This is a genomic window from Polaromonas sp. P3_B4 (genome assembly GCF_056402835.1).
This window is the reverse complement of the sequence record NZ_JBFUGQ010000002.1, coordinates 526,259-547,816: the sequence shown is the minus strand read 5'-3', so window position 1 is coordinate 547,816 and position 21,558 is coordinate 526,259. Positions and strand designations below refer to the sequence as shown.

Annotated in this window: 24 protein-coding genes and 1 tRNA gene; 13 read left to right on the top strand and 12 right to left on the bottom strand. The window is 60.4% G+C overall.

Annotation, left to right across the window (positions count from 1 at the left end; genetic code table 11):
* Window positions 1-27 precede the first annotated feature (27 nt).
* The 5 genes from ugpB to ugpQ all read left to right on the top strand — a co-directional run bounded on the left by ugpB (window position 28) and on the right by ugpQ (window position 5,281).
* Complete coding sequence (ugpB, locus tag AC1DVV_RS19345) at window positions 28-1,341, top strand: sn-glycerol-3-phosphate ABC transporter substrate-binding protein UgpB (protein WP_457279661.1); 1,314 nt, start codon at window positions 28-30, stop codon at window positions 1,339-1,341.
* Window positions 1,342-1,472: 131 nt separating this feature from the next.
* A complete protein-coding gene (ugpA, locus tag AC1DVV_RS19340; protein WP_457279662.1) occupies window positions 1,473-2,354 on the top strand; it encodes a sn-glycerol-3-phosphate ABC transporter permease UgpA in 882 nt (293 codons plus the stop codon).
* Between the two features lie 207 nt (window positions 2,355-2,561).
* The gene (gene ugpE / locus AC1DVV_RS19335) at window positions 2,562-3,413 is read left to right on the top strand and encodes a sn-glycerol-3-phosphate ABC transporter permease UgpE (RefSeq protein ID WP_457279663.1); all 852 of its coding nucleotides are present in this window, start codon (window positions 2,562-2,564) and stop codon (window positions 3,411-3,413) included.
* Window positions 3,414-3,463: 50 nt separating this feature from the next.
* On the top strand, window positions 3,464-4,483 hold the full coding sequence (locus tag AC1DVV_RS19330; protein ID WP_457279664.1) for a sn-glycerol-3-phosphate import ATP-binding protein UgpC: 1,020 nt from the start codon (window positions 3,464-3,466) through the stop codon (window positions 4,481-4,483).
* 42 nt (window positions 4,484-4,525) lie between these two features.
* A complete protein-coding gene (gene ugpQ, locus AC1DVV_RS19325) occupies window positions 4,526-5,281 on the top strand; it encodes a glycerophosphodiester phosphodiesterase (protein ID WP_477701736.1) in 756 nt (251 codons plus the stop codon).
* A gap of 150 nt (window positions 5,282-5,431) precedes the next feature.
* Here the strand turns inward: ugpQ and AC1DVV_RS19320 are convergent, their stop codons facing one another.
* A complete protein-coding gene (locus AC1DVV_RS19320; RefSeq protein WP_457279666.1) occupies window positions 5,432-5,722 on the bottom strand; it encodes a hypothetical protein in 291 nt (96 codons plus the stop codon).
* A gap of 137 nt (window positions 5,723-5,859) precedes the next feature.
* Between AC1DVV_RS19320 and hemA the strand changes: the two genes are divergently transcribed.
* The 4 genes from hemA to grxD all read left to right on the top strand — a co-directional run bounded on the left by hemA (window position 5,860) and on the right by grxD (window position 9,800).
* Window positions 5,860-7,149, top strand: coding sequence for a glutamyl-tRNA reductase (gene hemA, locus AC1DVV_RS19315; protein ID WP_457279667.1), 1,290 nt, complete (start codon window positions 5,860-5,862; stop codon window positions 7,147-7,149).
* 107 nt (window positions 7,150-7,256) lie between these two features.
* Window positions 7,257-8,378 (top strand): peptide chain release factor 1, encoded by a 1,122-nt coding sequence (prfA, locus tag AC1DVV_RS19310; RefSeq protein WP_477666071.1) that lies wholly within the window; start codon window positions 7,257-7,259, stop codon window positions 8,376-8,378.
* Window positions 8,379-8,468: 90 nt separating this feature from the next.
* Window positions 8,469-9,326: a peptide chain release factor N(5)-glutamine methyltransferase gene (gene prmC / locus AC1DVV_RS19305; protein ID WP_477666070.1), complete on the top strand. Its 858-nt coding sequence runs from the start codon at window positions 8,469-8,471 to the stop codon at window positions 9,324-9,326.
* Window positions 9,327-9,467: 141 nt separating this feature from the next.
* The gene (grxD, locus tag AC1DVV_RS19300) at window positions 9,468-9,800 is read left to right on the top strand and encodes a Grx4 family monothiol glutaredoxin (protein ID WP_457279670.1); all 333 of its coding nucleotides are present in this window, start codon (window positions 9,468-9,470) and stop codon (window positions 9,798-9,800) included.
* Window positions 9,801-9,845: 45 nt separating this feature from the next.
* Here grxD and AC1DVV_RS19295 read toward each other — a convergent pair whose 3' ends face one another.
* From AC1DVV_RS19295 to AC1DVV_RS19255, 9 genes are all read right to left on the bottom strand, one after another.
* On the bottom strand, window positions 9,846-10,118 hold the full coding sequence (locus tag AC1DVV_RS19295) for a hypothetical protein (protein WP_457279671.1): 273 nt from the start codon (window positions 10,116-10,118) through the stop codon (window positions 9,846-9,848).
* Window positions 10,119-10,179: 61 nt separating this feature from the next.
* Window positions 10,180-10,395 carry a DNA gyrase inhibitor YacG gene (locus AC1DVV_RS19290; RefSeq protein ID WP_457279672.1) on the bottom strand — a complete coding sequence of 72 codons (216 nt, stop codon included), beginning with the start codon at window positions 10,393-10,395 and terminating at the stop codon, window positions 10,180-10,182.
* A gap of 61 nt (window positions 10,396-10,456) precedes the next feature.
* A complete protein-coding gene (zapD, locus tag AC1DVV_RS19285; protein ID WP_457279673.1) occupies window positions 10,457-11,212 on the bottom strand; it encodes a cell division protein ZapD in 756 nt (251 codons plus the stop codon).
* A 45-nt stretch (window positions 11,213-11,257) separates the two neighbouring features.
* Window positions 11,258-11,869: a dephospho-CoA kinase gene (coaE, locus tag AC1DVV_RS19280; RefSeq protein WP_457279674.1), complete on the bottom strand. Its 612-nt coding sequence runs from the start codon at window positions 11,867-11,869 to the stop codon at window positions 11,258-11,260.
* 4 nt (window positions 11,870-11,873) lie between these two features.
* The gene (locus AC1DVV_RS19275) at window positions 11,874-12,725 is read right to left on the bottom strand and encodes a prepilin peptidase (protein WP_457279675.1); all 852 of its coding nucleotides are present in this window, start codon (window positions 12,723-12,725) and stop codon (window positions 11,874-11,876) included.
* On the bottom strand, window positions 12,725-13,945 hold the full coding sequence (locus AC1DVV_RS19270) for a type II secretion system F family protein (RefSeq protein WP_457279676.1): 1,221 nt from the start codon (window positions 13,943-13,945) through the stop codon (window positions 12,725-12,727). Before AC1DVV_RS19270 ends, AC1DVV_RS19275 begins: the two co-directional genes overlap by 1 nt.
* 80 nt (window positions 13,946-14,025) lie before the next feature.
* Entirely contained in the window at window positions 14,026-15,759 is a 1,734-nt protein-coding gene (pilB, locus tag AC1DVV_RS19265) for a type IV-A pilus assembly ATPase PilB (RefSeq protein WP_457279677.1), read from the bottom strand.
* Between the two features lie 135 nt (window positions 15,760-15,894).
* Window positions 15,895-15,971 (bottom strand) — tRNA-Pro (locus tag AC1DVV_RS19260).
* Window positions 15,972-15,983: 12 nt separating this feature from the next.
* The gene (locus AC1DVV_RS19255) at window positions 15,984-16,967 is read right to left on the bottom strand and encodes a polyprenyl synthetase family protein (RefSeq protein ID WP_457279678.1); all 984 of its coding nucleotides are present in this window, start codon (window positions 16,965-16,967) and stop codon (window positions 15,984-15,986) included.
* A gap of 184 nt (window positions 16,968-17,151) precedes the next feature.
* Between AC1DVV_RS19255 and rplU the strand changes: the two genes are divergently transcribed.
* The 4 genes from rplU to proB all read left to right on the top strand — a co-directional run bounded on the left by rplU (window position 17,152) and on the right by proB (window position 20,187).
* Window positions 17,152-17,463 (top strand): 50S ribosomal protein L21, encoded by a 312-nt coding sequence (gene rplU / locus AC1DVV_RS19250; RefSeq protein ID WP_122955355.1) that lies wholly within the window; start codon window positions 17,152-17,154, stop codon window positions 17,461-17,463.
* Between the two features lie 27 nt (window positions 17,464-17,490).
* The gene (gene rpmA, locus AC1DVV_RS19245; protein WP_457279679.1) at window positions 17,491-17,748 is read left to right on the top strand and encodes a 50S ribosomal protein L27; all 258 of its coding nucleotides are present in this window, start codon (window positions 17,491-17,493) and stop codon (window positions 17,746-17,748) included.
* Window positions 17,749-17,867: 119 nt separating this feature from the next.
* Window positions 17,868-18,944 carry an Obg family GTPase CgtA gene (gene cgtA, locus AC1DVV_RS19240; RefSeq protein ID WP_457279680.1) on the top strand — a complete coding sequence of 359 codons (1,077 nt, stop codon included), beginning with the start codon at window positions 17,868-17,870 and terminating at the stop codon, window positions 18,942-18,944.
* 106 nt (window positions 18,945-19,050) lie between these two features.
* On the top strand, window positions 19,051-20,187 hold the full coding sequence (gene proB / locus AC1DVV_RS19235; protein WP_457279681.1) for a glutamate 5-kinase: 1,137 nt from the start codon (window positions 19,051-19,053) through the stop codon (window positions 20,185-20,187).
* A gap of 32 nt (window positions 20,188-20,219) precedes the next feature.
* On the opposite strand, the gene AC1DVV_RS19230 is transcribed toward proB, so the two are convergent.
* Both AC1DVV_RS19230 and AC1DVV_RS19225 read right to left on the bottom strand, forming a co-directional pair.
* Window positions 20,220-20,729: a CNP1-like family protein gene (locus AC1DVV_RS19230; RefSeq protein WP_477690021.1), complete on the bottom strand. Its 510-nt coding sequence runs from the start codon at window positions 20,727-20,729 to the stop codon at window positions 20,220-20,222.
* Window positions 20,726-21,430 (bottom strand): RNA pyrophosphohydrolase, encoded by a 705-nt coding sequence (locus AC1DVV_RS19225; RefSeq protein ID WP_457279683.1) that lies wholly within the window; start codon window positions 21,428-21,430, stop codon window positions 20,726-20,728. The genes AC1DVV_RS19230 and AC1DVV_RS19225 overlap by 4 nt, the downstream gene beginning before the upstream one ends.
* Between the last annotated feature and the right edge of the window lie 128 nt (window positions 21,431-21,558).

Below are 21,558 nucleotides of genomic sequence, written 5' to 3'. Positions count from 1 at the left end.
GGTGCGCGTCCAATCCCAGGAGTTTTAATGAAAAACCGTCTCTCAGCATTCGCCTTCGCGGCCCTCGGCCTGTGCGCGCCGCTGGCCAGCCAGGCCCAGACCGAGATCCAGTGGTGGCATTCAATGACGGCCGTCAACGGCGAATGGGTCAATGACCTGGCCAAGCAATTCAATGAGAGCCAGAAGGAATACAAGGTAGTGCCCACGTTCAAGGGCACGTACGATGAGTCCATGACGGCGTCCATCGCGGCCTTCCGCGCCGGCAATGCGCCACATATCCTTCAGGTGTTTGAAGTGGGCACCGCCACGATGCAGGCCAGCAAGGGAGCCATCGTCCCGGTCGGCAAGATCATGCAGGACGCCGGGGAAAAGTTCGATCCGAAAGCCTACATACCCGCTGTTGCCGGCTACTACACCGCGCCGAACGGCCAGATGTTGAGCTTCCCGTTCAACAGCTCCACCACCATCTTCTATTTCAACAAGGACGCGTTCAAGGCTGCGGGCCTGCCGACCGACAAGGCCCCCGTGACCTGGCCTGAGGTCGTCAACGCCGCCGCCAAACTGAAGGCATCCGGTCACAAATGCCCCTTCACGACCGCCTGGCAGAACTGGACACAGGTGGAAAGTTTCTCGGCCTGGCACAACGTCGAGTTCGCCACCAAAGCCAACGGCCTGCAAGGCATGGATGCGCGCCTGAAGGTGGATTCGCCGCTGCACGTGCGCCACATCGAGAATCTGGCCAACATGGCCAAACAGGGGCTCTTTATCTACAAGGGCCGCGGCAACGTACCGGAAGCCAGCTTCGTGTCGGGCGAGTGCGCCATGATCAACACCTCGTCGGGCTTTTACGGCAATGTGGCGAAAAACGCCAAGTTCGCTTACGGCCTGGCCCCGCTGCCCTATTACCAGGACGTTCCCGGCGCGCCACAGAACACCGTGATCGGCGGCGCCAGCCTCTGGGTCATGTCGGGCAAGAAGCCCGCTGAATACAAGGGCGTGGCCAAATTCTTCAGTTTCATCTCGACGCCTGAAGTGCAGTCCGCCAGCCACAAGCGCACCGGTTACCTGCCTGTGACGATGGCTTCGTACGACCTGACCGAAAAGTCCGGCTTCTACAAACAGAACCCGGGCACCGACGTCGCGGTGACGCAAATGATCCGCAAGGTCACGGACAAGAGCCGCGGCATCCGTCTGGGCAACTATGTGCAGATTCGCGCGATCGAGGACGAAGAACTCGAGCAGGTCTGGAACGGCAAGAAAACGGCCAAAGAAGCGTTGGGCTCCATCGTCAAGCGCGGCAATGAGCAGCTTGAGCGCTTCCAGAAGGCCAACAAGGGCTGATCGCCCAAGAGACAGAGCAGGCCCGCACGGCGGGCTAAACTCGGCCCGCTGCGCCCTCTCCCCCTCATCGGGGAAGGCCAGGCGGGTTTTTATGTTTTAGCACTCACAAGTTTTTGCCCACTGAAGGCCCTATGGAAAAACGCGTTGTCTTTCGATCCAGCTGGCTGCCCTGGCTGCTGCTGCTGCCGCAAATGGCGGTCATCCTGGTGTTTTTCTTCTGGCCAGCGGCGCAGGCGCTTCTGCAGTCGCTGCAACAGCAAGACCCTTTCGGCACCTCCATCGAATTCGTCGGCCTGGCCAATTTTCGGCAATTGCTGGACGACCCGAGCTATGTGGAGTCGTTCAAGACGACCGCGTTTTTCTCGGTGATGGTGGCTGGCATCGGCATCAGCCTGTCACTGTTGCTGGCGGTGTTTGCCGACCGCATCGTGCGCGGCGGCATGTTCTACAAAACCATGCTCGTGTTGCCCTACGCGGTTGCCCCGGCTGTGGCGGCCGTGCTGTGGGTGTTCATGTTTTCTCCCTCGCTGGGCGTGGTCGCCTACGCGCTGGGCAAGATAGGCATCAACTGGAATCATCTGCTCGACTCCGGCCATGCCATGACGCTGATCGTGATGGCCTCGGTGTGGAAGCAGATTTCCTATAACTTCCTGTTTTTTCTGGCGGGCCTGCAGTCGATTCCCAAGTCACTGATCGAAGCCGCCGCCATTGACGGTGCGAAACCCTGGCGCCGCTTCTGGACCATCCAGTTCCCGTTGCTGTCGCCCACGACCTTCTTCCTGCTGGTCATCAACGTGGTCTATGCCTTCTTCGACACGTTTGCCATCGTCGACGCCGCCACACAGGGCGGGCCGGGCAAGGACACGGCCATCCTGGTCTACAAGGTGTATTACGACGGCTTCAAGGCCATGGACCTGGGCGGCTCGGCTGCGCAGTCGGTGGTATTGATGGTGATCGTGGTGGCGCTGACCGTAATTCAATTCCGCTACGTCGAGAAAAAGGTTCAGTACTGATGACGCCCCCACGCTTTTCATTTCATGTAATGCGCGAGGCCTTGCAGGCCGCGACTCGCGAGACGCTTCGCCTCTGTCGCCCGTCCAAGCCTGCGCAGGCAGGCTTGGAGCTGCGGGCTCCAGCCCCTCGGGGGCGCTTTTTTCCTTGGGGCGGCCCGGCGGAAAAACATGTCTATCCCTCACACATACAGTTCAAGGTGAACGCCAATGGTTGAAAAACGCGGAACCCACGGCATCCTCGCCCACGTCATCGTGATCCTGGGCGTCTTTATCGTCGCCTTCCCCCTCTACCTGGCTTTCGTGGCCTCGACCCACACGGCGCAGGAAATCGTGCAGGCGCCCATGCCGCTGCTGCCGGGCACCAACATGATCGACAGCTACAAGGCGGCGCTGTTCGGGCGCGAATCCGCCGTCGGCTCCAATGCACCGGTGGCGCACATGATGTGGGTCAGCTTCGTCACGGCGATGGTGATCGCGATCGGCAAGATCACGATCTCGCTGCTGTCGGCATTCGCCATCGTGTACTTCCGCTTCCCCTTCAAGAAGACCTGCTTCTGGGCCATTTTTGTGACGCTGATGCTGCCGGTGGAAGTGCGCATTCTGCCCACCTACAAGGTGCTGTCGGATCTGAACATGCTCAACACCTATGCGGGCCTGACGGTACCGCTGATTGCCTCGGCCACGGCGACTTTCTTGTTCCGCCAGTTCTTCCTGACGGTGCCTGACGAGCTCACCGAAGCCTCACGCATGGATGGCGCCAGCCCCATGCGCTTTTTCTTCGACGTGCTGCTGCCGCTGTCGAAGACTTCGATCGCCGCGCTTTTTGTCATCCAGTTCATCTACGGCTGGAACCAGTACCTCTGGCCGCTGCTGGCCACGACGAGTGAAGACATGTACCCGGTCGTCGTGGGCATCAAACGCATGATCGCCGGCGGTGACGGCCAGAACGAATGGAACGTGGTCATGGCCACTGCAATTTTGGCGATGCTGCCGCCCGCCCTCGTGGTGGTGCTGATGCAGAAATGGTTCGTCAAGGGCCTGGTCGACACCGAAAAATAGAGCCAGCCCAAACCAGCCAAGAACAACCAAGACACAACGGAAATACAGACATGGCATCCCTTTCATTCAATAACGTCATCAAGCGCTACGGTTCCGGCAAGGACGCACTGCAAGTGCTGCACGGCGTGAACGCCGAGATCAACGACCACGAGTTCATCGTCATCGTCGGGCCCTCGGGTTGCGGCAAGTCCACCCTGCTGCGCATGGTGGCCGGGCTGGAGGAAGTCAGCGACGGGCAGATCTCCATTGGCGGCAAGGTCGTCAACGAGCTGGAACCTTCCGAGCGTGACATCGCGATGGTGTTCCAGAACTACGCGCTCTACCCGCACATGAGCGTATTCGACAACATGGCTTACGGCCTGAAGATCGCCAAGGTGCCCAAGGATGAGATCAAGACGCGCGTCGACAAGGCCGCCAAAATCCTGGAGCTGGGCCACCTGCTGGACCGCAAGCCCCGCGCGCTCTCGGGCGGACAGCGCCAGCGCGTGGCCATGGGCCGCGCCATCGTGCGCCAGCCGCAGGTGTTTTTGTTTGACGAGCCGCTATCCAACCTGGACGCCAAACTGCGCGTGCAGACGCGTCTTGAAATTCAGAAGCTGCACCGCGAACTCGGCATCACATCCCTCTTCGTCACGCATGATCAGGTCGAAGCCATGACGCTGGCCCAGCGCATGATGGTGATGAACGCCGGCCGCATGGAACAGTTCGGTACGCCCGAAGAGGTTTACAACCGGCCCGCCACCACCTTTGTGGCCAGCTTCATGGGCTCGCCTCCCATGAATTTGCTCAAGCAGGCCCCGAATGCCGACTTCGGCGGCAAGCCCGGCGCCATTCTGGGCATACGCCCCGAGCACCTGACGGTGGGTCCCACCGGCTGGGCAGTGCAGGTCGACACGATCGAAATGCTGGGCGCCGAGCGCCTGTTGTACTGCCGCATGGGCAGCGAAGCCATCATCGTGCGCACCGACGAAAGCCTGTCAACGGCACCCGAGATCGGTGCGACCATCCACGTTACGCCGCGCGCAGATCGCCTGCACTGGTTTGACTCGGAAACGGGCAAACGGATCTAATTTCCGGCTTTCGTCTCGTCTCCACAGGTCCTGAGCACACCCATGACAAACCCCGTATCAGCTGCCAACTGGCCCTACCCGCGCTGGGTAGCGCATCGCGGCGCCGGCAAGCTGGCGCCGGAAAACACCTTGGCCTCCTTCATGTTGGGCGCCAGCCATGGCTACCGCATGTTTGAGTGCGACGTGAAACTGAGCGCCGACGGCGTTCCCTTTTTGCTGCACGACGCCACGCTGGAGCGCACCAGCAACGGCAAAGGTGTGGCTGGCGAGTTAAGTTGGGAGGCGCTGGCCAAGCTTGACGCCGGCGGCTGGCATTCCCCGGCGTTTGCCGCGGAGGGCCTCGCCAGCTTTGAGCGCATCGCCCGCTTTTGCCTGGACAAGGGCTACTTCCTCAATATCGAGATCAAGCCCACACCGGGCATCGACAGTCACACCGGCACCGTGGTGGCCAACGAAGCGGCCCGGCTGTGGCAGGGCCAAGCCATTCCCCCACTGCTGACGTCCTTCCAGCCGCTGTCGCTGGAGGCGGCTCGAAATGCCCAGCCCCAGTTGCCACGCGGCCTGCTGCTCGACCAACTCCCCGCCAACTGGCTGGAAACAGCGGCTCAGCTGGGCTGCGTGGCCATCGTCTGCAACCACAAACTCTGGAACGCCGATACGGTGGCCCAGGCCAAAAAAGCCGGCTTCAAGTTGCTGAGCTATACGGTGAATGACGAAGCGAACGTGCAGCGGCTGCTGGCCCTGGGCACCGACGGCATCATCACCGACGCAGTGAACGTCTTCAAGCCCGATTTGTAGTCGCTATTCGAAGGGACTTTAGAAATTCAATTACCGGGTGCAGGGCAAGGCGCACGGAGCGCAGGACACCGGAATGCACTTGGGTGCATGAGGATTCCGAGCAGCGCGCAACGCAGCCATGCGCCCGGCAATTGGATTTATAGAACCCCTTCAGGCCCGCCAGGCGCCCAGCAAAACCCACTGGCAGACGGCCGCGCCGACCACCATGGCGGCATACGTCAGCATCTTCCCGTCATGGCCGAAGAACACAAGCCCGGCCACCAGCACCACCACGTTTGCTACAAAAACAATAGCTGCTTGCGCATACCAGGTCTGGGCTAAAGGCATTTTTGATCTAAATAATCCACCCATAAGCTGAGTTGCCAGCACCAGCAGCAGGGCCACCGCGGCGGCCGGCAGGACAAGATTGAGCAGGTGGTTCGCCAGCAGGTAAAAGGTCATGCGCGTAGGGATAGTTAAAAACTCGCCTGGCTTCAGAGCAAATCCAAAACAAGCTTCAAAACGGCCAAAAAAAGGACTATCAGGGCGATTGTCCGGCCTTTGTACCGTCCTGACCGCTTCAATTTTATAATCGGAGGATGTCAGTCTGGGCCCTTGGGCTAAACCACAACACCGCACCGCTCGATTTGCGCGGCCGGTTCGCCTACGCCCTGGACCAGGTCGAGCCCACTTTGCGCGGTTTGCGCGAGTCGCTGGCCCGCCAGCCCGAGGCCACGCTGCTCTCTACCTGCAATCGCACTGAGATTTACTGCGCTGGCGAAAAGAACGACCTGGACCACACGCTGGACTGGCTGGCGCACAGTGGCGGCGTCTCGCCCGCCTTGCTGCGCTCACATGCCTATACCCTGCACGACGATGCAGCGGCCCGTCATGCTTTTCGCGTGGCCAGCGGGCTCGATTCCATGGTGCTGGGCGAGCCCCAGATTTTGGGCCAGATGAAGGACGCCGTGCGCGCCGCCGAAGACGCGGGCGCCATGGGCACCACCTTGCACCAGCTGTTCCAGCGCTCCTTTGCCGTGGCCAAGGAAGTGCGCAGCAGCACCGAAATCGGCGCGCACAGCATCAGCATGGCGGCGGCCAGCGTGCGGCTGGCCGGCCAGCTGTTTGAAGACCTCGGCGACATCAAGGTGCTGTTTGTCGGCGCCGGCGAGATGATTGACCTCGCGGCTACCCACTTCGCCGCCAAAAACCCCAAAGCCATGGCCATCGCCAACCGCACGCTGGAGCGCGGCGAGAAGCTGGCCGGCCGCTTCGGCGCCGAAGTGATGCGCCTGGCCGATTTGCCCAGCCGCCTGCATGAGTTCGACGCCGTGATCAGCTGCACCGCCAGTACGCTCCCCATCATCGGCCTGGGCGCGGTCGAGCGCGCCGTCAAGCTGCGCAAACATCGCCCGATGTTCATGGTCGACCTGGCCGTGCCGCGCGACATCGAACCCGAAGTCAAGGCCCTGCCCGACATCTACCTCTACACGGTGGACGACCTGGCCCACGTGGTGCAGACCGGCAAGGACAGCCGCAAGGCCGCCGTGGCGCAAGCCGAGGTCATCATCGACGCGGGCGTGCAGAACTTCATGCACTGGCTGGGCCAGCGCCGCAGCGTGCCGCTGATCCAGCAGCTCAATGCGCAGACCGACGAGTGGCGCGCTGCCGAAATCGTGCGGGCCAAAAAGCTGCTGGCCCGGGGCGAGCCCATCGACACGGTGCTGGACGCGCTGACCCGCGGCCTCACCCAGAAAATGCTGCACGGCGCGCTGGCCGAGCTGCATGCGGGCGACGCCAACAGCCGCGAAGCCACGGCACAGACCGTATCCAGGCTGTTTTTGCGCGGCCAGCTGCCCAAAATCCAGTCCGACGACAAAGAGCGTTAGCGGCCGCCAAGGCACTGACTTCCTGTGCCGGCCACAGCCGGTTGCTCCGCTGACGGAGCGTCGTTGTTGACGGCCTTCCGGCCCCCTTTTTCCAGTCCTCCATTCCCATGAAACCTTTTCTTCGCCAAACCCTGGACCGCCAGCTGCTGCGGCTGCACGAGCTGGACGCGCTGCTGTCTGCCAGCGACGTGGTCAGCGACCTGGACCGCTTCCGTTCGCTGACCCGGGAGCACGCCGAAGCCAGCGTGATCGCCGACCAGTACTTGCGGCTCACCAGTCGCGAGGCCGACCTCGGCAGTGCTGAAGGCATGCTGACTGAAGCCAAAGATGACCCGGAAATGGCTGCGATGGCGGAGGAAGAAATCGCCGCCGCCAAAGCCGATATCGCGAAGATCGACGAGGCCCTGCAGCTGATGTTGATTCCGAAGGACCCGGACGACGCGCGCGCGGCTTTCATCGAAATCCGTGCCGGCACCGGCGGTGATGAATCAGCGCTGTTCGCCGGTGACCTGTTCCGGATGTACACCCGCTTTGCCGAACGCAACCGCTGGCAGGTGGAAATCATCAGTGAATCCTCCAGCGAACTGGGCGGCTACAAGGAGGTCGTGCTGCGCATTGACGGCGCCACGGACGCCCTGGGCGTCGGTGTGTACGGCAAGCTGCGATTTGAGTCAGGCGGCCACCGCGTACAGCGCGTGCCCGCCACCGAAACGCAAGGTCGCATCCACACCAGCGCCTGCACGGTGGCCGTGATGCCGGAGCCGGACGAAGCCGTAGCCATCCAGATCAACCCGGCCGACCTGCGTATTGACACGTACCGCGCCAGTGGTGCCGGCGGCCAGCACATCAACAAGACGGATTCGGCCGTGCGCATCACGCACATTCCGACCGGCATCGTGGCGGAATGCCAGGAAGGCCGGAGCCAGCACAGCAACAAGGCCCAGGCGCTCAAGGTACTCACCGCACGCATCCACGAAAAAGACCGCTCCGAGCGCGCCGCCAAAGATGCCGCCCTGCGCAAGGGGCTGGTGGGCACAGGCGACCGCAGCGACCGCATCCGCACCTACAACTTCCCGCAGGGGCGGTTGACCGACCACCGCATCAACCTGACGCTGTACAAGCTTCTGGCCATCATGGAAGGCGACCTGGGCGATGTGGTCACGGCCCTGCAGGTGGCGCGCGGCGCCGAGCTGCTGGCGGAGCTTGAGACCGCCAACAATGGCGCCTGAACATCAGCAGTTGAGCAACAAAAAGGCCTCCAGCCCAATCAGGATGTGCGCAAGCAGCTACTATTTTCATAGCACTTCAAGGGGGTTCAGTTGAGCGGGCTTACCTGCGCGCAAGCCCTGGCTGCCGCCCAGGCATTGGGGCTGGACCGCCTGGATGCCCAGTTGTTGTTGTTGCATGCGCTGGGCAAACCGGAGCATGCCCGCGCCTGGCTGCTGGCCCACGATACGGACGAGCTGGCAGAAGATGCCGCGCAGCGTTTCCAGGCGCTGTGCCTGCGCCGCGCCAGCGGAGAACCGCTGGCTTACATCGTGGGCAGCAAGGAGTTTTTCGGCCTGACGCTTCAGGTGGATGCCCGTGTGCTGGTACCGCGCCCCGACACCGAAACGCTGGTGAGCTGGGCGCTTGAGCTGCTGCAGGTGCCCGGCGCACCGGCCGACCCGCGAATTCTGGACCTTGGCACGGGCAGCGGGGCCATTGCCCTGGCCATTGCCCACAGCCTGCCCAAGACGGGCCGACAGGGCCGCGTGACGGCGGTGGATGCGAGTGCGGACTCGCTGGATGTCGCCCGGGATAATGCGACCCGCCTGAACCTGGAGATCGATTTCATTCAAAGTCACTGGCTGCAGGAAGTTAGCGGACACTTTCACCTGATCGCCAGCAATCCGCCTTACATTGCCAGCGCTGACCCACATCTGGCTGCCCTGATTCACGAGCCCCTGGCCGCCCTGACTGCCGGCCCGGACGGGCTGGAGGACATCCGGGAGATCACCCGGAAGGCGCCCGCCAGCCTGCTGCCAGGCGGCTGGCTGTTGCTGGAGCATGGCTACGACCAGGCAGAAGCCGTGCGGTCACTGCTGGCGCAAGAGGGCTTTGTACAGGTTCAGAGCCGGCGCGACCTGGCGGGCATCGAACGCTGTTCTGGCGGGCTGTGGCCGGGCGAACGATGAATCCACACGGGAAATCAAACGGCAGGATAATCGGGAGGTTGAATTCTGGTTTCCAGATTCCATGTATTTGAAACAGCCTCGCCGAAACGCGTTTTTCGGCCCGGTACAGGCGCTTCGGCCCACACCCCAAAAGGATTCACCATGAGCACGACAGACCCTACCCAGCAACGCATCGCCGAAATCGTCAAATCGAGCGATGTGGTCCTTTTCATGAAAGGCACGGCCCAATTCCCGATGTGCGGTTTTTCCGGCCGTGCCATCCAGGTGCTGAAGGCCTGCGGCGTGAACAAGCCCGCCACCGTGAACGTGCTGGAAGACGAGGAAATCCGCCACGGCATCAAGGAGTTCAGCAACTGGCCGACCATTCCACAGCTCTACGTGAAAGGCGAGTTCATCGGCGGCTCGGACATCATGATGGAGATGTACCAGAACGGCGAGCTGCAACAGGTGCTGGGAACCCCCACCACCAACTGAGCGTTGCAGGCGTTGTGCCGGCTTTGCACCGGCGCCATCGATGGATCAGCGCGTGTAGCCCGCGCAGGCGCCTGCATCTACCGCGCCCTTGCATTCGCGTTTGAGCCGGGCATCGCGCTGGCCGGGTGTCTCGCCGGACCCTGAGATGAATTTGACTTTGCCGCCTGAATTTACCGCACCGGATTGAGCGGCGGTCTTCTTGGTTTTTTTGGCCTTGGCGGGCTTTACCCCATCCTGGGCCGATTGAGCCTGCACATTACCGCCCAGCAGCGCCATGGCCAAGACGGCAGCCAGCGCATTGCAAAAATTCCTGTTCATACTTTTTCCTCCCTTTTTATTCTTTCGCAAACGCAGGTGACACCGCGTTTCGCCTCAAGCTTTATTGCAGCTTGGGGTCGCCAAATTGTTCATCATCAGGTGGCACATCCGCCGGCAGGCGGAACCCTTCGCTGGCCCAGGCGCCCAAGTCTATGTTCTTGCAACGCTCGCTGCAAAATGGGCGAAAAGGGTTGCTGGGTGCGTAAATGCTTTCACCGCCGCAGCCCGGGCATACGACCCGTTTGAGGGGCGGGGAATCGTTCTTCATCGCAGGCATGTTTGTAGACAGGTCTGGGGATCAATCGGGTGTGATGGCGGGGAGGCTGCAAGTCCTGAAATCAGGAGCAAAGCGTCAGCTCAAACGCAGAATCTTCGGTGCTGGCGTGCAGCCGGTCGTCACTGCCGTGACGCATGAGGCGCACCGACACAATCAGCCGGTTACCGCTGATTTCGGGAATCAGCCCCAGAGCCGGGTCTATCCGCAGGCGCAACAGCTGGAAGGTACGCCCCTGCGGCAACGTCTGCTGGTATTGCCCGCCGGGCGCCACCACTTTTTGAGGCGCCCCGGAGTCACGCAACAGCGTTAGCAGTACACGTATGGATTCGGCCAGCGGCACCAGCGGTGTGATCCAGCGCTGCAGGTCTTGCTGGCGTGTTTCGGTGTCCAGGTGTTGCCATGCATAGTAGGCCGGCAAATCAAACTCACAGGTCCCGCCCGGGATGCCGACACGGCTGCGAATGCTCATCAGCCAGTCGTTTTCCGTCAGGGAATGACCGGCTTTGCCCGGCAGGTTGTTCAAGGCGGAAAAACAGCCCTCAAGCTGGCCGGTCACCTCGTCCAGAACGGCTTCGGAAATGGCCGGGTTGCCGCGGTAGCCGTTGAGGACATGTTTTTGCTTCTCAAGGTCCTTGAGCACGTCGGTCTTCAGGTCGGCCCGCGCGCCGACATCCATGATTTCAAAAATGGTCGTGATCGCGTAATGATGATCCGTCGGGCTCTCACGCTCCACCAGTTCACCGAGACGGCGAAACAGGTGCTCAAGTCGCAGGTAAGTGCGTATTCGTTCGTGAAAAGGATACTCGTAAAGGATCACAGCGCTAGATTTCGTCAGCTTTGAATGAGGAGGTTTGTTTGCGCATCATAGCCCGAAGCGCCTGGCAAGCTGTCGGACCAGGGCTTCCAGGCTCGCCAGAGACAAGCCATCGTTATAGAGGCATATGTCAGCCGCAGACAGGCGCTGCGCGCGGCTTGCCTGGCCAGCCATGATTTTCTCCACAACCTCCCGTGGCCAGCCGTTTCGGGTCATCACGCGGTCAATCTGGGTCACCTCGCTGCAATCCACAACCAGAACCTGGTCAAGCTGCTGTCGCCATCGTCCCGACTCCACCAGCAACGGGACGTCAAAAATGACACAAGCACTGCCGCCCGCGACCGCCTGCTCATATTGATGCAGGGTTTCCCGGCTTACCCAGGGGTGCACGATGGACTCGAGCCTGCGCCGTGCAGACGGGTCGTCAAAGACCAGCTGCCGCATCCGTTCCCTGTGCATGGCGCCTTCGGGGGTGATCAGTTCTCCGCCGAACAGCGCTGCAATTTCCGGCACAGCCGCCCCACCGGCTGCCGTGACCGCACGGGAGATGGCATCAGCATCCACCAACGCCGCGCCGTGAGCAACCAGAATACCGGCAAGCGTGCTTTTACCGCTGCCTATGCCACCGGTCAGTCCAATACGCAGGGCTGCACGGGACATGGCATCACAAGCCCACAAATCGCAAAATGGATTGCGGCCCAAAAATCATGGCCGTGAAACCCGCACCGGCCAGGAAAGGTCCAAAGGGCACATAACCGCCCTCGCGCAAGCCGGTGGAGAACTTCAACGCAATACCTATGACAGCACCAATCACCGAAGCCATCAGGATCATGGGAACCAGCGCAGGCCAGCCGAACCAGGCACCGAGTGCGGCGAAAAGCTTGAAGTCGCCATAGCCCATGCCCTCCTTGCCGGTGGCCAGTTTGAAGGCCCAGTACACGAGCCATAGAGACAGGTAGCCAGCGACGGCACCCCATAAGGCCGTTGGCAGGCTAACCGAAGGGTTCCACTGCAGGGCGGCAACGATCAGGCCGGCCCACAGCAAAGGCAAGGTGATATCGTCCGGCAGCAGCGTGGTGTCCCAGTCGATCATCGCCAGGGCCAGCAGTGCGGCCGAAAAGCCGCACCAGCCCAGCGCAGTCAGCGACCAGCCCCAACGCCACACACAAAAGAAGAACAAGGCGCCCGTCACTGCCTCCACGACGGGGTAGCGCATACCGTAGGGCGAGCCGCATACCGAACACTTGCCTCGCAGGAACACATAACTGACCACCGGAATGTTCTCGTACCAGCGGATGGCATGGCCGCAACTGGAGCACCGTGAGCGTGGCACCAGCAGATTGAACTTGTCGGAAGGTTCTGCTGCATGCCCAGCCAGTTCCGCGCATTCCTGCGCCCACTGCCGCTCCATCATTTTGGGGAGGCGGTAAATCACAACATTCAGGAAACTGCCAATCAGCAGGCCCAGGATGCCGGCCAGCGACGCATCAAACGCCGGGCCCATACCCGTACCCATCAAACGACTTGACCCAGCTTGAAAATGGGCAGGTACATCGATACCACGATGCCGCCAATAAGGGTACCCAAAAACACAATGATGATGGGCTCCATCAGGCTCGAAAGGCCGGCCACCATCTCGTCGACTTCCGCCTCATAAAAGTCGGCGGCCTTACCGAGCATGTGATCGACGGAGCCGGATTCCTCACCAATGGCGCACATCTGCAACACCATGGTCGGGAACAGATTCGCATTGCCCATCGCGGCGGTCAGGCTGGTGCCCGTGGAGACTTCCTGCTGGATTTTTTCGGTGGCATCGGCATAGAGGGAGTTACCAGACGCTCCACCGACGGAATCCAGCGCTTCAACCAATGGAACGCCGGCGGCAAACATGGTGGACAAGGTACGGGTCCATCGGGCAATGCACGATTTTTCAATCAGGGAGCCAAAGACAGGCACCTTGAGCAAGGCTCTGTCCATGAACTTCTGCATTTTTTCGTTGCGCTTCCAGGCCTGGAAGAAAAAGTAAAGGCCACCACCGATGCCGCCAAAAATGAGCCACCAATAGGCTACGAAGAATTCACTAACGGCAATCACAAACAGCGTTGGTGCCGGCAAGTCAGCGCCAAAAGATTTAAACACTTCCTTGAAAGCCGGGATCACAAAAATCATGATGACCGCGACCACCACAAAGGCCACAATCACCACCGAAATGGGATACATCAGGGCCGACTTGATTTTCGATTTGATGGCTTCCGTTTTCTCCATGTAGACCGCAAGGCGGTCCAGCAGGGATTCCAGAATACCTGCAGCTTCACCGGCCTCGACCAGATTGCAGTACAGCGCATTGAAATACATCGGGTATTTGCGAAAAGCCGCGCTCAAGGAGGTACCGGTTTCCACGTCAGTGCGCACATCGTTGAGAAGCTTGGTGACGCTGGCGTTCGGATTGCCGCGACCCACAATATCAAACGACTGCAAAAGCGGAACGCCCGCTTTCATCATCGTAGCCAGCTGGCGGGTAAAGATAGCGATATCCCTCGGCCTGATCTTCTTGCCGGAGCGCATGCTGCGCTTTTTGATCTTGGTGGGCAAAACGCCCTGGCGGCGCAGGGAAGCCTTGACCTGGTTTTCTCCGGCGGCCCGGGTTTCGCCCCGAACCTGTTTGCCGCCGCGGTCTTTGCCCTCCCACTCAAAAACAAATTCCTTGACGCCTTTGACAGATGCTGCAGTTGCCATGATGGTTTTCTCGTTTTATCGATGGCCCAAGCCACCTTTCGCTACAGACGCCGATTAATCAGCACTTTGCGTGAGCAAATTTAAACATTCGTGCAACCCAAAACCTCTTCCAGTGAGGTCATTCCGAGTTTAACTTTTTGCAATCCGGACTGGCGCAGGCTTCGGACCCCTTCGAGTTCAGCCTGCGCAGCGATTTCAAGCGCACTTCCGTCGCGAAGGACAATACGCTGGATTTCCTCGGAAATCGGCATCACCTGATAAATACCGACACGCCCCTTGTAACCATTTGTGCACATGGAGCAACCCACAGGCCGATACGGCGTCCACGAGCCGTCGACGTCATCCTCTTTGAAACCGGCCTCCAGCAATGTCTCGCGAGGGATATCAGCAGGAGACTTGCAGTTGGGGCAAAGCCGGCGCGCAAGGCGCTGGGCCGTGATCAGGATCACGCTTGAGGCAATATTAAAAGGAGCAATGCCCATGTTGCGCATACGCGTCAACGTGGTGGGTGCGTCGTTCGTATGCAGCGTGGACATGACCATGTGGCCGGTCTGCGCGGCCTTGATGGCGATATCAGCCGTTTCAAGATCGCGAATCTCACCGACCATGATGATGTCCGGATCCTGCCGCAAAAAGGCTTTGAGCGCGACAGAAAAAGTCATGCCGGCCTTGTCATTCATGCTGACTTGGTTGACACCGGGCAATGTGATTTCGGCGGGATCCTCAGCGGTGGCAATGTTGACACCCGGCTTGTTCAGAATATTCAGGCAGGTGTACAGCGACACGGTTTTACCGGAACCCGTGGGCCCCGTCACCAGCACCATGCCGTAGGGTCGCTGAATGGCGGCCATCAGGCGCTCTTTTTCAATCGTTTCATACCCCAGTGCATCAATGCCCAGCTTGGCGCTGCTCGGATCCAGAATACGGATAACGATTTTTTCGCCATACATGGTCGGCAAGGTGCTCACCCGGAAATCGATGACCCGGTCGGGGCCGATCTTGAGTTTCATTTTGCCGTCTTGCGGTACGCGTTTTTCCGAGATATCCAGCTTGGAGATAACCTTGATGCGCGCGGCGAGCTTTTCCTTGATGGCGACCGGTGGTGACGCGATTTCGCGCAATTCGCCGTCCACCCGGAAGCGCACCCTGTAGGTATGCTCAAACGGCTCGAAATGCAGGTCGGAAGCGCGCATGCTGAAAGCATCAAGCAGCATCTTCTGGAGAAATTTGACAACCGGAGCGTCCTCAACTTCGGAGACACCCGCTTCATCTTCGGTTGCGCCAGAATCCACACTGGTTTCATCAAACTCAAAGTCATCGCCGATGATGCTTTCCATCGCCTCAGAGGCGCTGGTGTTGGATACTTCCGACAGCTTGGACAGCTTGTCGTATTCGGCGATGACCCAGTCGACCCCCATCTGGGTGGAAAACTTGATTTTTTCGGCCGCCTCCTGGTCAGATGGATCTGCCGTTGCAACAATCAGCCGGTTATTGCGTTTGCTCAGAACAACGATACGGTACGTTGCACAGATTTTGGAATCGAGCAGTCCCTTGGGCAGGCGCTGTATGTCTATGGCGTCCAGGTCAAGCAAAGGCGCCGCGAAGGCGGTCGACATGGTGTGCGCCAAGTCAGACGCGGAAACCGCTCCGGAGCCCGTCAGTTCGGCGATGAAGCTGGTGCGCCCCGTTTGGGCTTTGCGAAAGATGTCTTCAGCAGCCTTTTGACCCAGCTTCCCCGCAACCACCAAGGCCCGACCCAGACCTGGCAATGCCATGGATGGTGGTTGGTTAATAGCAGTGTCGACAGCGGCCATGGATTCTCTGGATAGGCTTAAATAGGTATCATCGCTTATAGATTACAAGGTGTAAATCGAAAACGCGCCAGAGGCCTGCCCGGCGTTGGAAGTATGCGAAGAAACGCACACATACGGCCAAGGCCAGGATATTTTTGGTCGGGGTGAGAGGATTCGAACCTCCGGCCTCTACGTCCCGAACGTAGCGCTCTACCAGGCTAAGCTACACCCCGATCCGGCAGCCGTCAGAAACGCCTTTCCAGCAATTGGGAGGCCAGCTGCATCAGGGCATTACTGTAAATGTTTTGGGGCAGGGCCTGCAAGGCATTCAGCGCGCGCTGTGCTTCTACAGCCGCAGCATCCCGGGTGGCCTGCAGCGCTCCGGTCTGTTGCACGATGGCGATGATCTGTGTCATCTGGTCCGTGCCACCCGTCTCAATTGCCTGCCGGATGGTCGTACGCTCAGCCCCGGTACCTCGCTGCATGGCGATGATCAGCGGAAGTGTCGCCTTGCCTTCGCGTAAATCGTCGCCCAGGTTCTTCCCCATCTCAGACACATCCCCGTCGTAGTCCAGCACGTCGTCGATCACCTGGAATGCGGTGCCCAGTGCCTGGCCGTAGTCTGCGCAGCTTTGCTCAATGGCTGGCGGCGACTGGGCCAGCAAGGCCGCCAGGCGGGCGCTGGCTTCGAACAGCTTGGCCGTCTTGGAGCGGATCACCCGGAGGTAGCCCTCCTCCGACAGTGTCGCGTCGTGCATGTTCATAAGTTGCAGCACCTCGCCCTCGGCGATCACGTTGGTTGCCTCGGCAAGGGTTTGCATGACACGCATATCGCCAGCTTCGACCATCATCTGGAAGGCCCGGGAATACAGAAAATCACCCACCAGAACGCTGGCAGGGTTGCCAAAGGCTTCGTTGGCGGTTGCTCGCCCGCGGCGCAACGTGGACTCGTCCACCACATCATCATGCAGAAGCGTTGCGGTATGGATGAACTCGACGACGGCGGCGAGGTTGTAGCGCTGAGCCTCTTTGTATCCCAAAGCGCCGCACATCAAAAGCAACAGAGCCGGCCGCAACCGCTTGCCGCCGGCCGCAACGATGTACCGGGAGACCTGGCTTACAAGGGGCACCTCGGACTTCAGGCGAAGCTCGATGACGGCGTCCATTCCCCGCATGTCGTCTGCAATCAGGGCGAGGGCTGCGGCGGTGCTTGAAGAATTGGCAGACAAAAGGCGGATCCAGACGTAAGTTTGGGCAGATTATAGGAAGACCCCCGCCCGCCATACCCGGCCCAGTCCCCACATTCGGCCCGAAAAAGCCCGGAAAACGGGCGGCTGGCCAATTTTGGCCCGGCATGCTAGAATATTGGGCTCTGCGGAAATCCGTCTGCAGAACTCAATAAAGAGGTCTTACATGTACGCGGTCATAAAAACCGGTGGCAAACAATACAAGGTTGCTACTGGAGAAAAAATTAAAGTAGAACAGATTGCTGCGGACGTAGGCCAAGAGATCGTTATTGACCAGGTATTGGCTGTCGGCACCGGCAGCACAATCACGGTTGGTACGCCCTTGGTGTCCGGCGCCACTGTTACAGTCACTGTCCTTTCCCAGGGTAGGCACGACAAGGTTCGCATTTTCAAAATGCGCCGTCGCAAGCACTACCAAAAGCGTCAGGGCCACCGGCAAAACTACACGGAACTGCAAATCGGCGCCATCGCCGGTTGAACAGGGACGTACCAGGAGTAACGAAAAATGGCACAGAAAAAAGGCGGCGGCTCTACGCGAAACGGGCGTGATTCACAGCCCAAAATGCTCGGCGTCAAGAAATTTGGCGGTGAAGTCATTAACGCAGGCAGCATCATCGTGCGCCAGCGCGGCACCAAGTTCCACCCAGGCGTCAATGTCGGCATCGGCAAGGACCACACGCTGTTCGCGCTGGTTGACGGCTCGGTCTCGTTTTCCATCAAGGGTGCGCTGAACAAGCACACCGTGAATGTGACCCCGGCGTAAGCTGATCACTTCGATAAGTCACTTCGACTGAAACGAAGCCCCGACCTGTCGGGGCTTTTTTGTTTGTAAACTTGATCTCCGGCCCCTGACGCCCCCTGTTTTAACCGCAGCACTCCATCATGAAATTTGTTGACGAAGCCTTTATTGACATTGCCGCAGGCGATGGCGGGAGTGGCTGCGTCTCCTTCAGCCACGAAAAGTACAAGGAGTTCGGCGGCCCAAACGGCGGCGACGGCGGACGCGGCGGTCATGTGTACGCGGTGGCCGACATCAACCTGAACACGCTGGTGGACTTCCGGTTTTCACGCCGCCACGAGGCCCGTAACGGCCAGCATGGCATGGGTTCGGACATGTTCGGCGCCAAGGGCGACGACATCATCCTGAAGATGCCGGTCGGAACCATCCTGACCGATGGCGAAACCGGGGAAGTACTTTACGAATTGCTGGTTCCCGGTGAACAGGTGCTGATCGCCAAGGGCGGCGACGGCGGCTTCGGCAACCTGCGCTTCAAAAGCTCGACCAACCGCGCGCCACGCAGCAAGACACCCGGCTGGCCCGGCGAGCGCAAGAGCCTCAAGCTCGAACTCAAGGTACTGGCCGACGTCGGCTTGCTGGGCATGCCCAATGCCGGCAAGTCCACCTTCATTTCGGCCGTGTCGAACGCGCGCCCGCGCATTGCAGACTACCCTTTCACCACCCTGCATCCCAACCTCGGCGTGGTACGCGTGGGCCCGGAACAAAGCTTCGTGGTGGCCGATCTGCCCGGCCTTATCGAGGGTGCTTCGGAAGGCGCCGGCCTGGGCCACCTGTTCCTCCGGCATCTGCAGCGCACCCGCCTGCTGTTGCATATTGTCGATATGGCGCCTTTCGATGAAGGCGTGGACCCGGTGGCGCAAGCCAAGGCAATTGTGGGCGAACTCAAAAAATACGACGAAGCCCTTTACGACAAACCACGCTGGCTCGTCCTCAACAAGCTCGACATGGTGGACAAGGACAAACGTGCCGCGCTGGTGAAGGATTTCGTCAAGCGCTTCAAGTTCAAGGGCCCCGTCTTCGAAATCTCGGCCTTGACGCGCGAGGGTTGCGAGCAGCTGGTCAAAACCATTTACCAGCACGTCAAGCAAGTCCAGAAAAGCGAGCAGCCGGTGGAAGAGGTTGATCCGCGATTTGCCGAACTGCCGCCGGAATCCCCGTAACGGCCTTTCCCCGCTGATTTCCGGGCAAACGCCGCCGGCATTTGCTATATAAACGATAGCTGCTTGCGCCCGCCCTGATTGGGCTAGAGCCCTAAAATACACTTAAATGCAAGAACAAACCGGCTCCTTGGTCCTGCGCAACGCCAAACGCATCGTGGTGAAGGTGGGCTCCAGCCTGGTCACCAACGAAGGGCGCGGGCTGGATTCCGTGGCCATCGGCCAGTGGTGCGAGCAGCTGGCAGCCCTCGTGAAGGACGGCCGGGAGGTCATCATGGTCAGCAGCGGCGCCATTGCCGAGGGCATGAAACGCCTCGGCTGGGCAACGCGGCCCAAGGCCATCCATGAGCTGCAGGCCGCCGCCGCCGTGGGCCAGATGGGTCTGGTACAGGTTTATGAAACCAAGCTGCGCGAAAACGGCATCGGCAGCGCCCAGGTCCTGCTGACGCACGCCGATCTGGCAGACCGCGAACGCTACCTCAATGCGCGCTCCACCCTGCTGGCGCTGTTGCAGCTTGGCGTGGTGCCTGTCATCAATGAAAACGACACCGTCGTCAATGACGAGATCAAGTTTGGCGACAACGACACGCTGGGCGCACTGGTCGCCAACCTGGTGGAAGCCGACGCGCTGGTCATCCTCACAGACCAGCGCGGCCTCTACACCGCCGATCCGCGCAAGGACCCGGCCGCGCAGTTTGTGCATGAGGCCAAGGCCGGCGACGCAGCGCTGGAGACCATGGCGGGAGGCGCAGGTTCCAGCATCGGCAAGGGCGGCATGATCACCAAGATCCTGGCCGCCAAACGCGCCGCGGGCTCAGGCGCATCGACAGTTATCGCCTGGGGCCGCGAGCCGCAAGCACTGGTCCGGCTGACCCGAGGCGAGCCCATCGGCACGCTGCTGGTGGCGCAAACCCAGAAGATGCAGGCACGCAAACAATGGATGGCCGATCACCTGCAAATGCGGGGCTCAGTCACGGTGGACGCAGGCGCCGTGGGCAAGGTGCGCGATGAGGGCAAAAGCCTGCTGCCCATCGGCATGACGGCCGTTCAGGGGGAGTTTTCGCGCGGCGATGTCATCGCCATCAGGGACCCCGGAGGCGCCGAGATCGCGCGCGGCCTGGCCAATTATTCGAGCGCCGAAGCCCGCATGATCTGCCGCAAGGCATCGTCAGAGTTCGAAAAACTGCTGGGCTACACCGGCGAGCCCGAGATGGTTCACCGCACCAACCTGGTATTGACCCGCTAGGCTTTGCCGGCTGCGGCCCTGCTTCCTGTGCCTTATTCCCGGGTCCTGAAGTTCGGGTTCTTCAGCCGCGACACCATCAGGTCCACTGTTTGCACAGGTGCCGCGCTGTCGCAGGCGCCGGCCCTGGCCAAACGAAAGGCATGCTTGGACGGCATGTTGCCGAACACCGACTTCCATTCGGGCTTGCTGACGTTGGTCCATTTGCCGTCTGAATAACGGGCGTATGTCTTGAATTCACCGGTGCTGCAGCGTATGCCTTCGTACATCACATTGCGCGCGCCGCTGGCATTGGAGGCCACGATCACGTAGCGCACGACGCTGTCCTTGTTCGAAATCTGGATGGTCGCAGGGTCCACACCGTACACCAGCTGGGAATTGGGCGACACCTCAAACGTGACGAGTTTGGTGAGGTCGAAGGCCGGCGGCGCCGAGACGCTGTCTTCTTTCCACTCTTCGGGATCTTCCAGCGGGGCGACGGCCCACGATGTACAGCTGATGCCCAGCAAAAGTGCGGCGGCCACAAGGGCGGGTTTGAGATTCATGGTTTGGTTGGTTGGCTGTTCGCATCCAGGCTGGTCTGCGGATCGGGTTCAAAAGTGGCGCCGGGCGGCAGTTCGAAAGACGCTCCCAGCCGTGTCATTGGTGCATGAAAGGGCTCGCCAGCGGTCGGTAAACCGCCCTCGCCGGCCTGGCCCGCATGGTCACGCTGATGCAATCCCCCGCGCAAATAACGGTTGCGGTGGTCGGGGCGTTGCTCGAAACGCGCGTCCGTGCGCGGAACGAACCGCGACAGCTCGGTCAGGGCCATTTCGTACACGCCACGCTTGAACTCGACCACCACGTCCAGCGGCACCCAGTAGTCGTTCCAGCGCCAGGCATCGAACTCCGGATGGTCTGTGGCGCGCAGGTTCAAGTCCCAGTCGTGGCCAACCAGTTGCAGCAGGAACCAGATTTGTTTCTGGCCTTTGTAATGTCCGCGCGCATCGCGGCGGATGAACCGGTCAGGCACCTCATAGCGCAACCAGTCTCGGGTTCGGGCCAGCACATTCACATGCTGCGGCATCAGCCCCACTTCTTCATGCAACTCGCGGTACATGGCCTGCTCGGGATTTTCGCCCCGGTCAATGCCACCCTGCGGAAATTGCCACGAGTGGGTACGGATACGTTTGCCCCAAAATACCTGACTTCTCTGGTTGAGCAAGATGATGCCGACGTTGGGCCTAAAGCCGTCCCGGTCAAGCATAATCAAACCTCAATTTTTTAAACTGAGTCCATTATGCACAGCGAAGGCCCCAGCGCCAAGCGCACAGCGGGCTGCAGCACCCCTTTCCCGTTCCTTTCCTGCCCCCTTTTCGACTCTTTTCCATCCCT

Coding starts and splice junctions, on each gene's coding strand:
- ugpB (WP_457279661.1), top strand. CDS start 28: ATGAAAAACCGTCTCTCAGCATTCGCCTTCGCGGCCCTCGGCCTGTGC.
- ugpA (WP_457279662.1), top strand. CDS start 1,473: ATGGAAAAACGCGTTGTCTTTCGATCCAGCTGGCTGCCCTGGCTGCTG.
- ugpE (WP_457279663.1), top strand. CDS start 2,562: ATGGTTGAAAAACGCGGAACCCACGGCATCCTCGCCCACGTCATCGTG.
- AC1DVV_RS19330 (WP_457279664.1), top strand. CDS start 3,464: ATGGCATCCCTTTCATTCAATAACGTCATCAAGCGCTACGGTTCCGGC.
- ugpQ (WP_477701736.1), top strand. CDS start 4,526: ATGACAAACCCCGTATCAGCTGCCAACTGGCCCTACCCGCGCTGGGTA.
- AC1DVV_RS19320 (WP_457279666.1), bottom strand. CDS start 5,722: ATGACCTTTTACCTGCTGGCGAACCACCTGCTCAATCTTGTCCTGCCG.
- hemA (WP_457279667.1), top strand. CDS start 5,860: ATGTCAGTCTGGGCCCTTGGGCTAAACCACAACACCGCACCGCTCGAT.
- prfA (WP_477666071.1), top strand. CDS start 7,257: ATGAAACCTTTTCTTCGCCAAACCCTGGACCGCCAGCTGCTGCGGCTG.
- grxD (WP_457279670.1), top strand. CDS start 9,468: ATGAGCACGACAGACCCTACCCAGCAACGCATCGCCGAAATCGTCAAA.
- AC1DVV_RS19295 (WP_457279671.1), bottom strand. CDS start 10,118: ATGAACAGGAATTTTTGCAATGCGCTGGCTGCCGTCTTGGCCATGGCG.
- AC1DVV_RS19290 (WP_457279672.1), bottom strand. CDS start 10,395: ATGCCTGCGATGAAGAACGATTCCCCGCCCCTCAAACGGGTCGTATGC.
- coaE (WP_457279674.1), bottom strand. CDS start 11,869: ATGTCCCGTGCAGCCCTGCGTATTGGACTGACCGGTGGCATAGGCAGC.
- AC1DVV_RS19275 (WP_457279675.1), bottom strand. CDS start 12,725: ATGGGTACGGGTATGGGCCCGGCGTTTGATGCGTCGCTGGCCGGCATC.
- AC1DVV_RS19270 (WP_457279676.1), bottom strand. CDS start 13,945: ATGGCAACTGCAGCATCTGTCAAAGGCGTCAAGGAATTTGTTTTTGAG.
- pilB (WP_457279677.1), bottom strand. CDS start 15,759: ATGGCCGCTGTCGACACTGCTATTAACCAACCACCATCCATGGCATTG.
- rplU (WP_122955355.1), top strand. CDS start 17,152: ATGTACGCGGTCATAAAAACCGGTGGCAAACAATACAAGGTTGCTACT.
- rpmA (WP_457279679.1), top strand. CDS start 17,491: ATGGCACAGAAAAAAGGCGGCGGCTCTACGCGAAACGGGCGTGATTCA.
- cgtA (WP_457279680.1), top strand. CDS start 17,868: ATGAAATTTGTTGACGAAGCCTTTATTGACATTGCCGCAGGCGATGGC.
- proB (WP_457279681.1), top strand. CDS start 19,051: ATGCAAGAACAAACCGGCTCCTTGGTCCTGCGCAACGCCAAACGCATC.
- AC1DVV_RS19230 (WP_477690021.1), bottom strand. CDS start 20,729: ATGAATCTCAAACCCGCCCTTGTGGCCGCCGCACTTTTGCTGGGCATC.
- AC1DVV_RS19225 (WP_457279683.1), bottom strand. CDS start 21,430: ATGCTTGACCGGGACGGCTTTAGGCCCAACGTCGGCATCATCTTGCTC.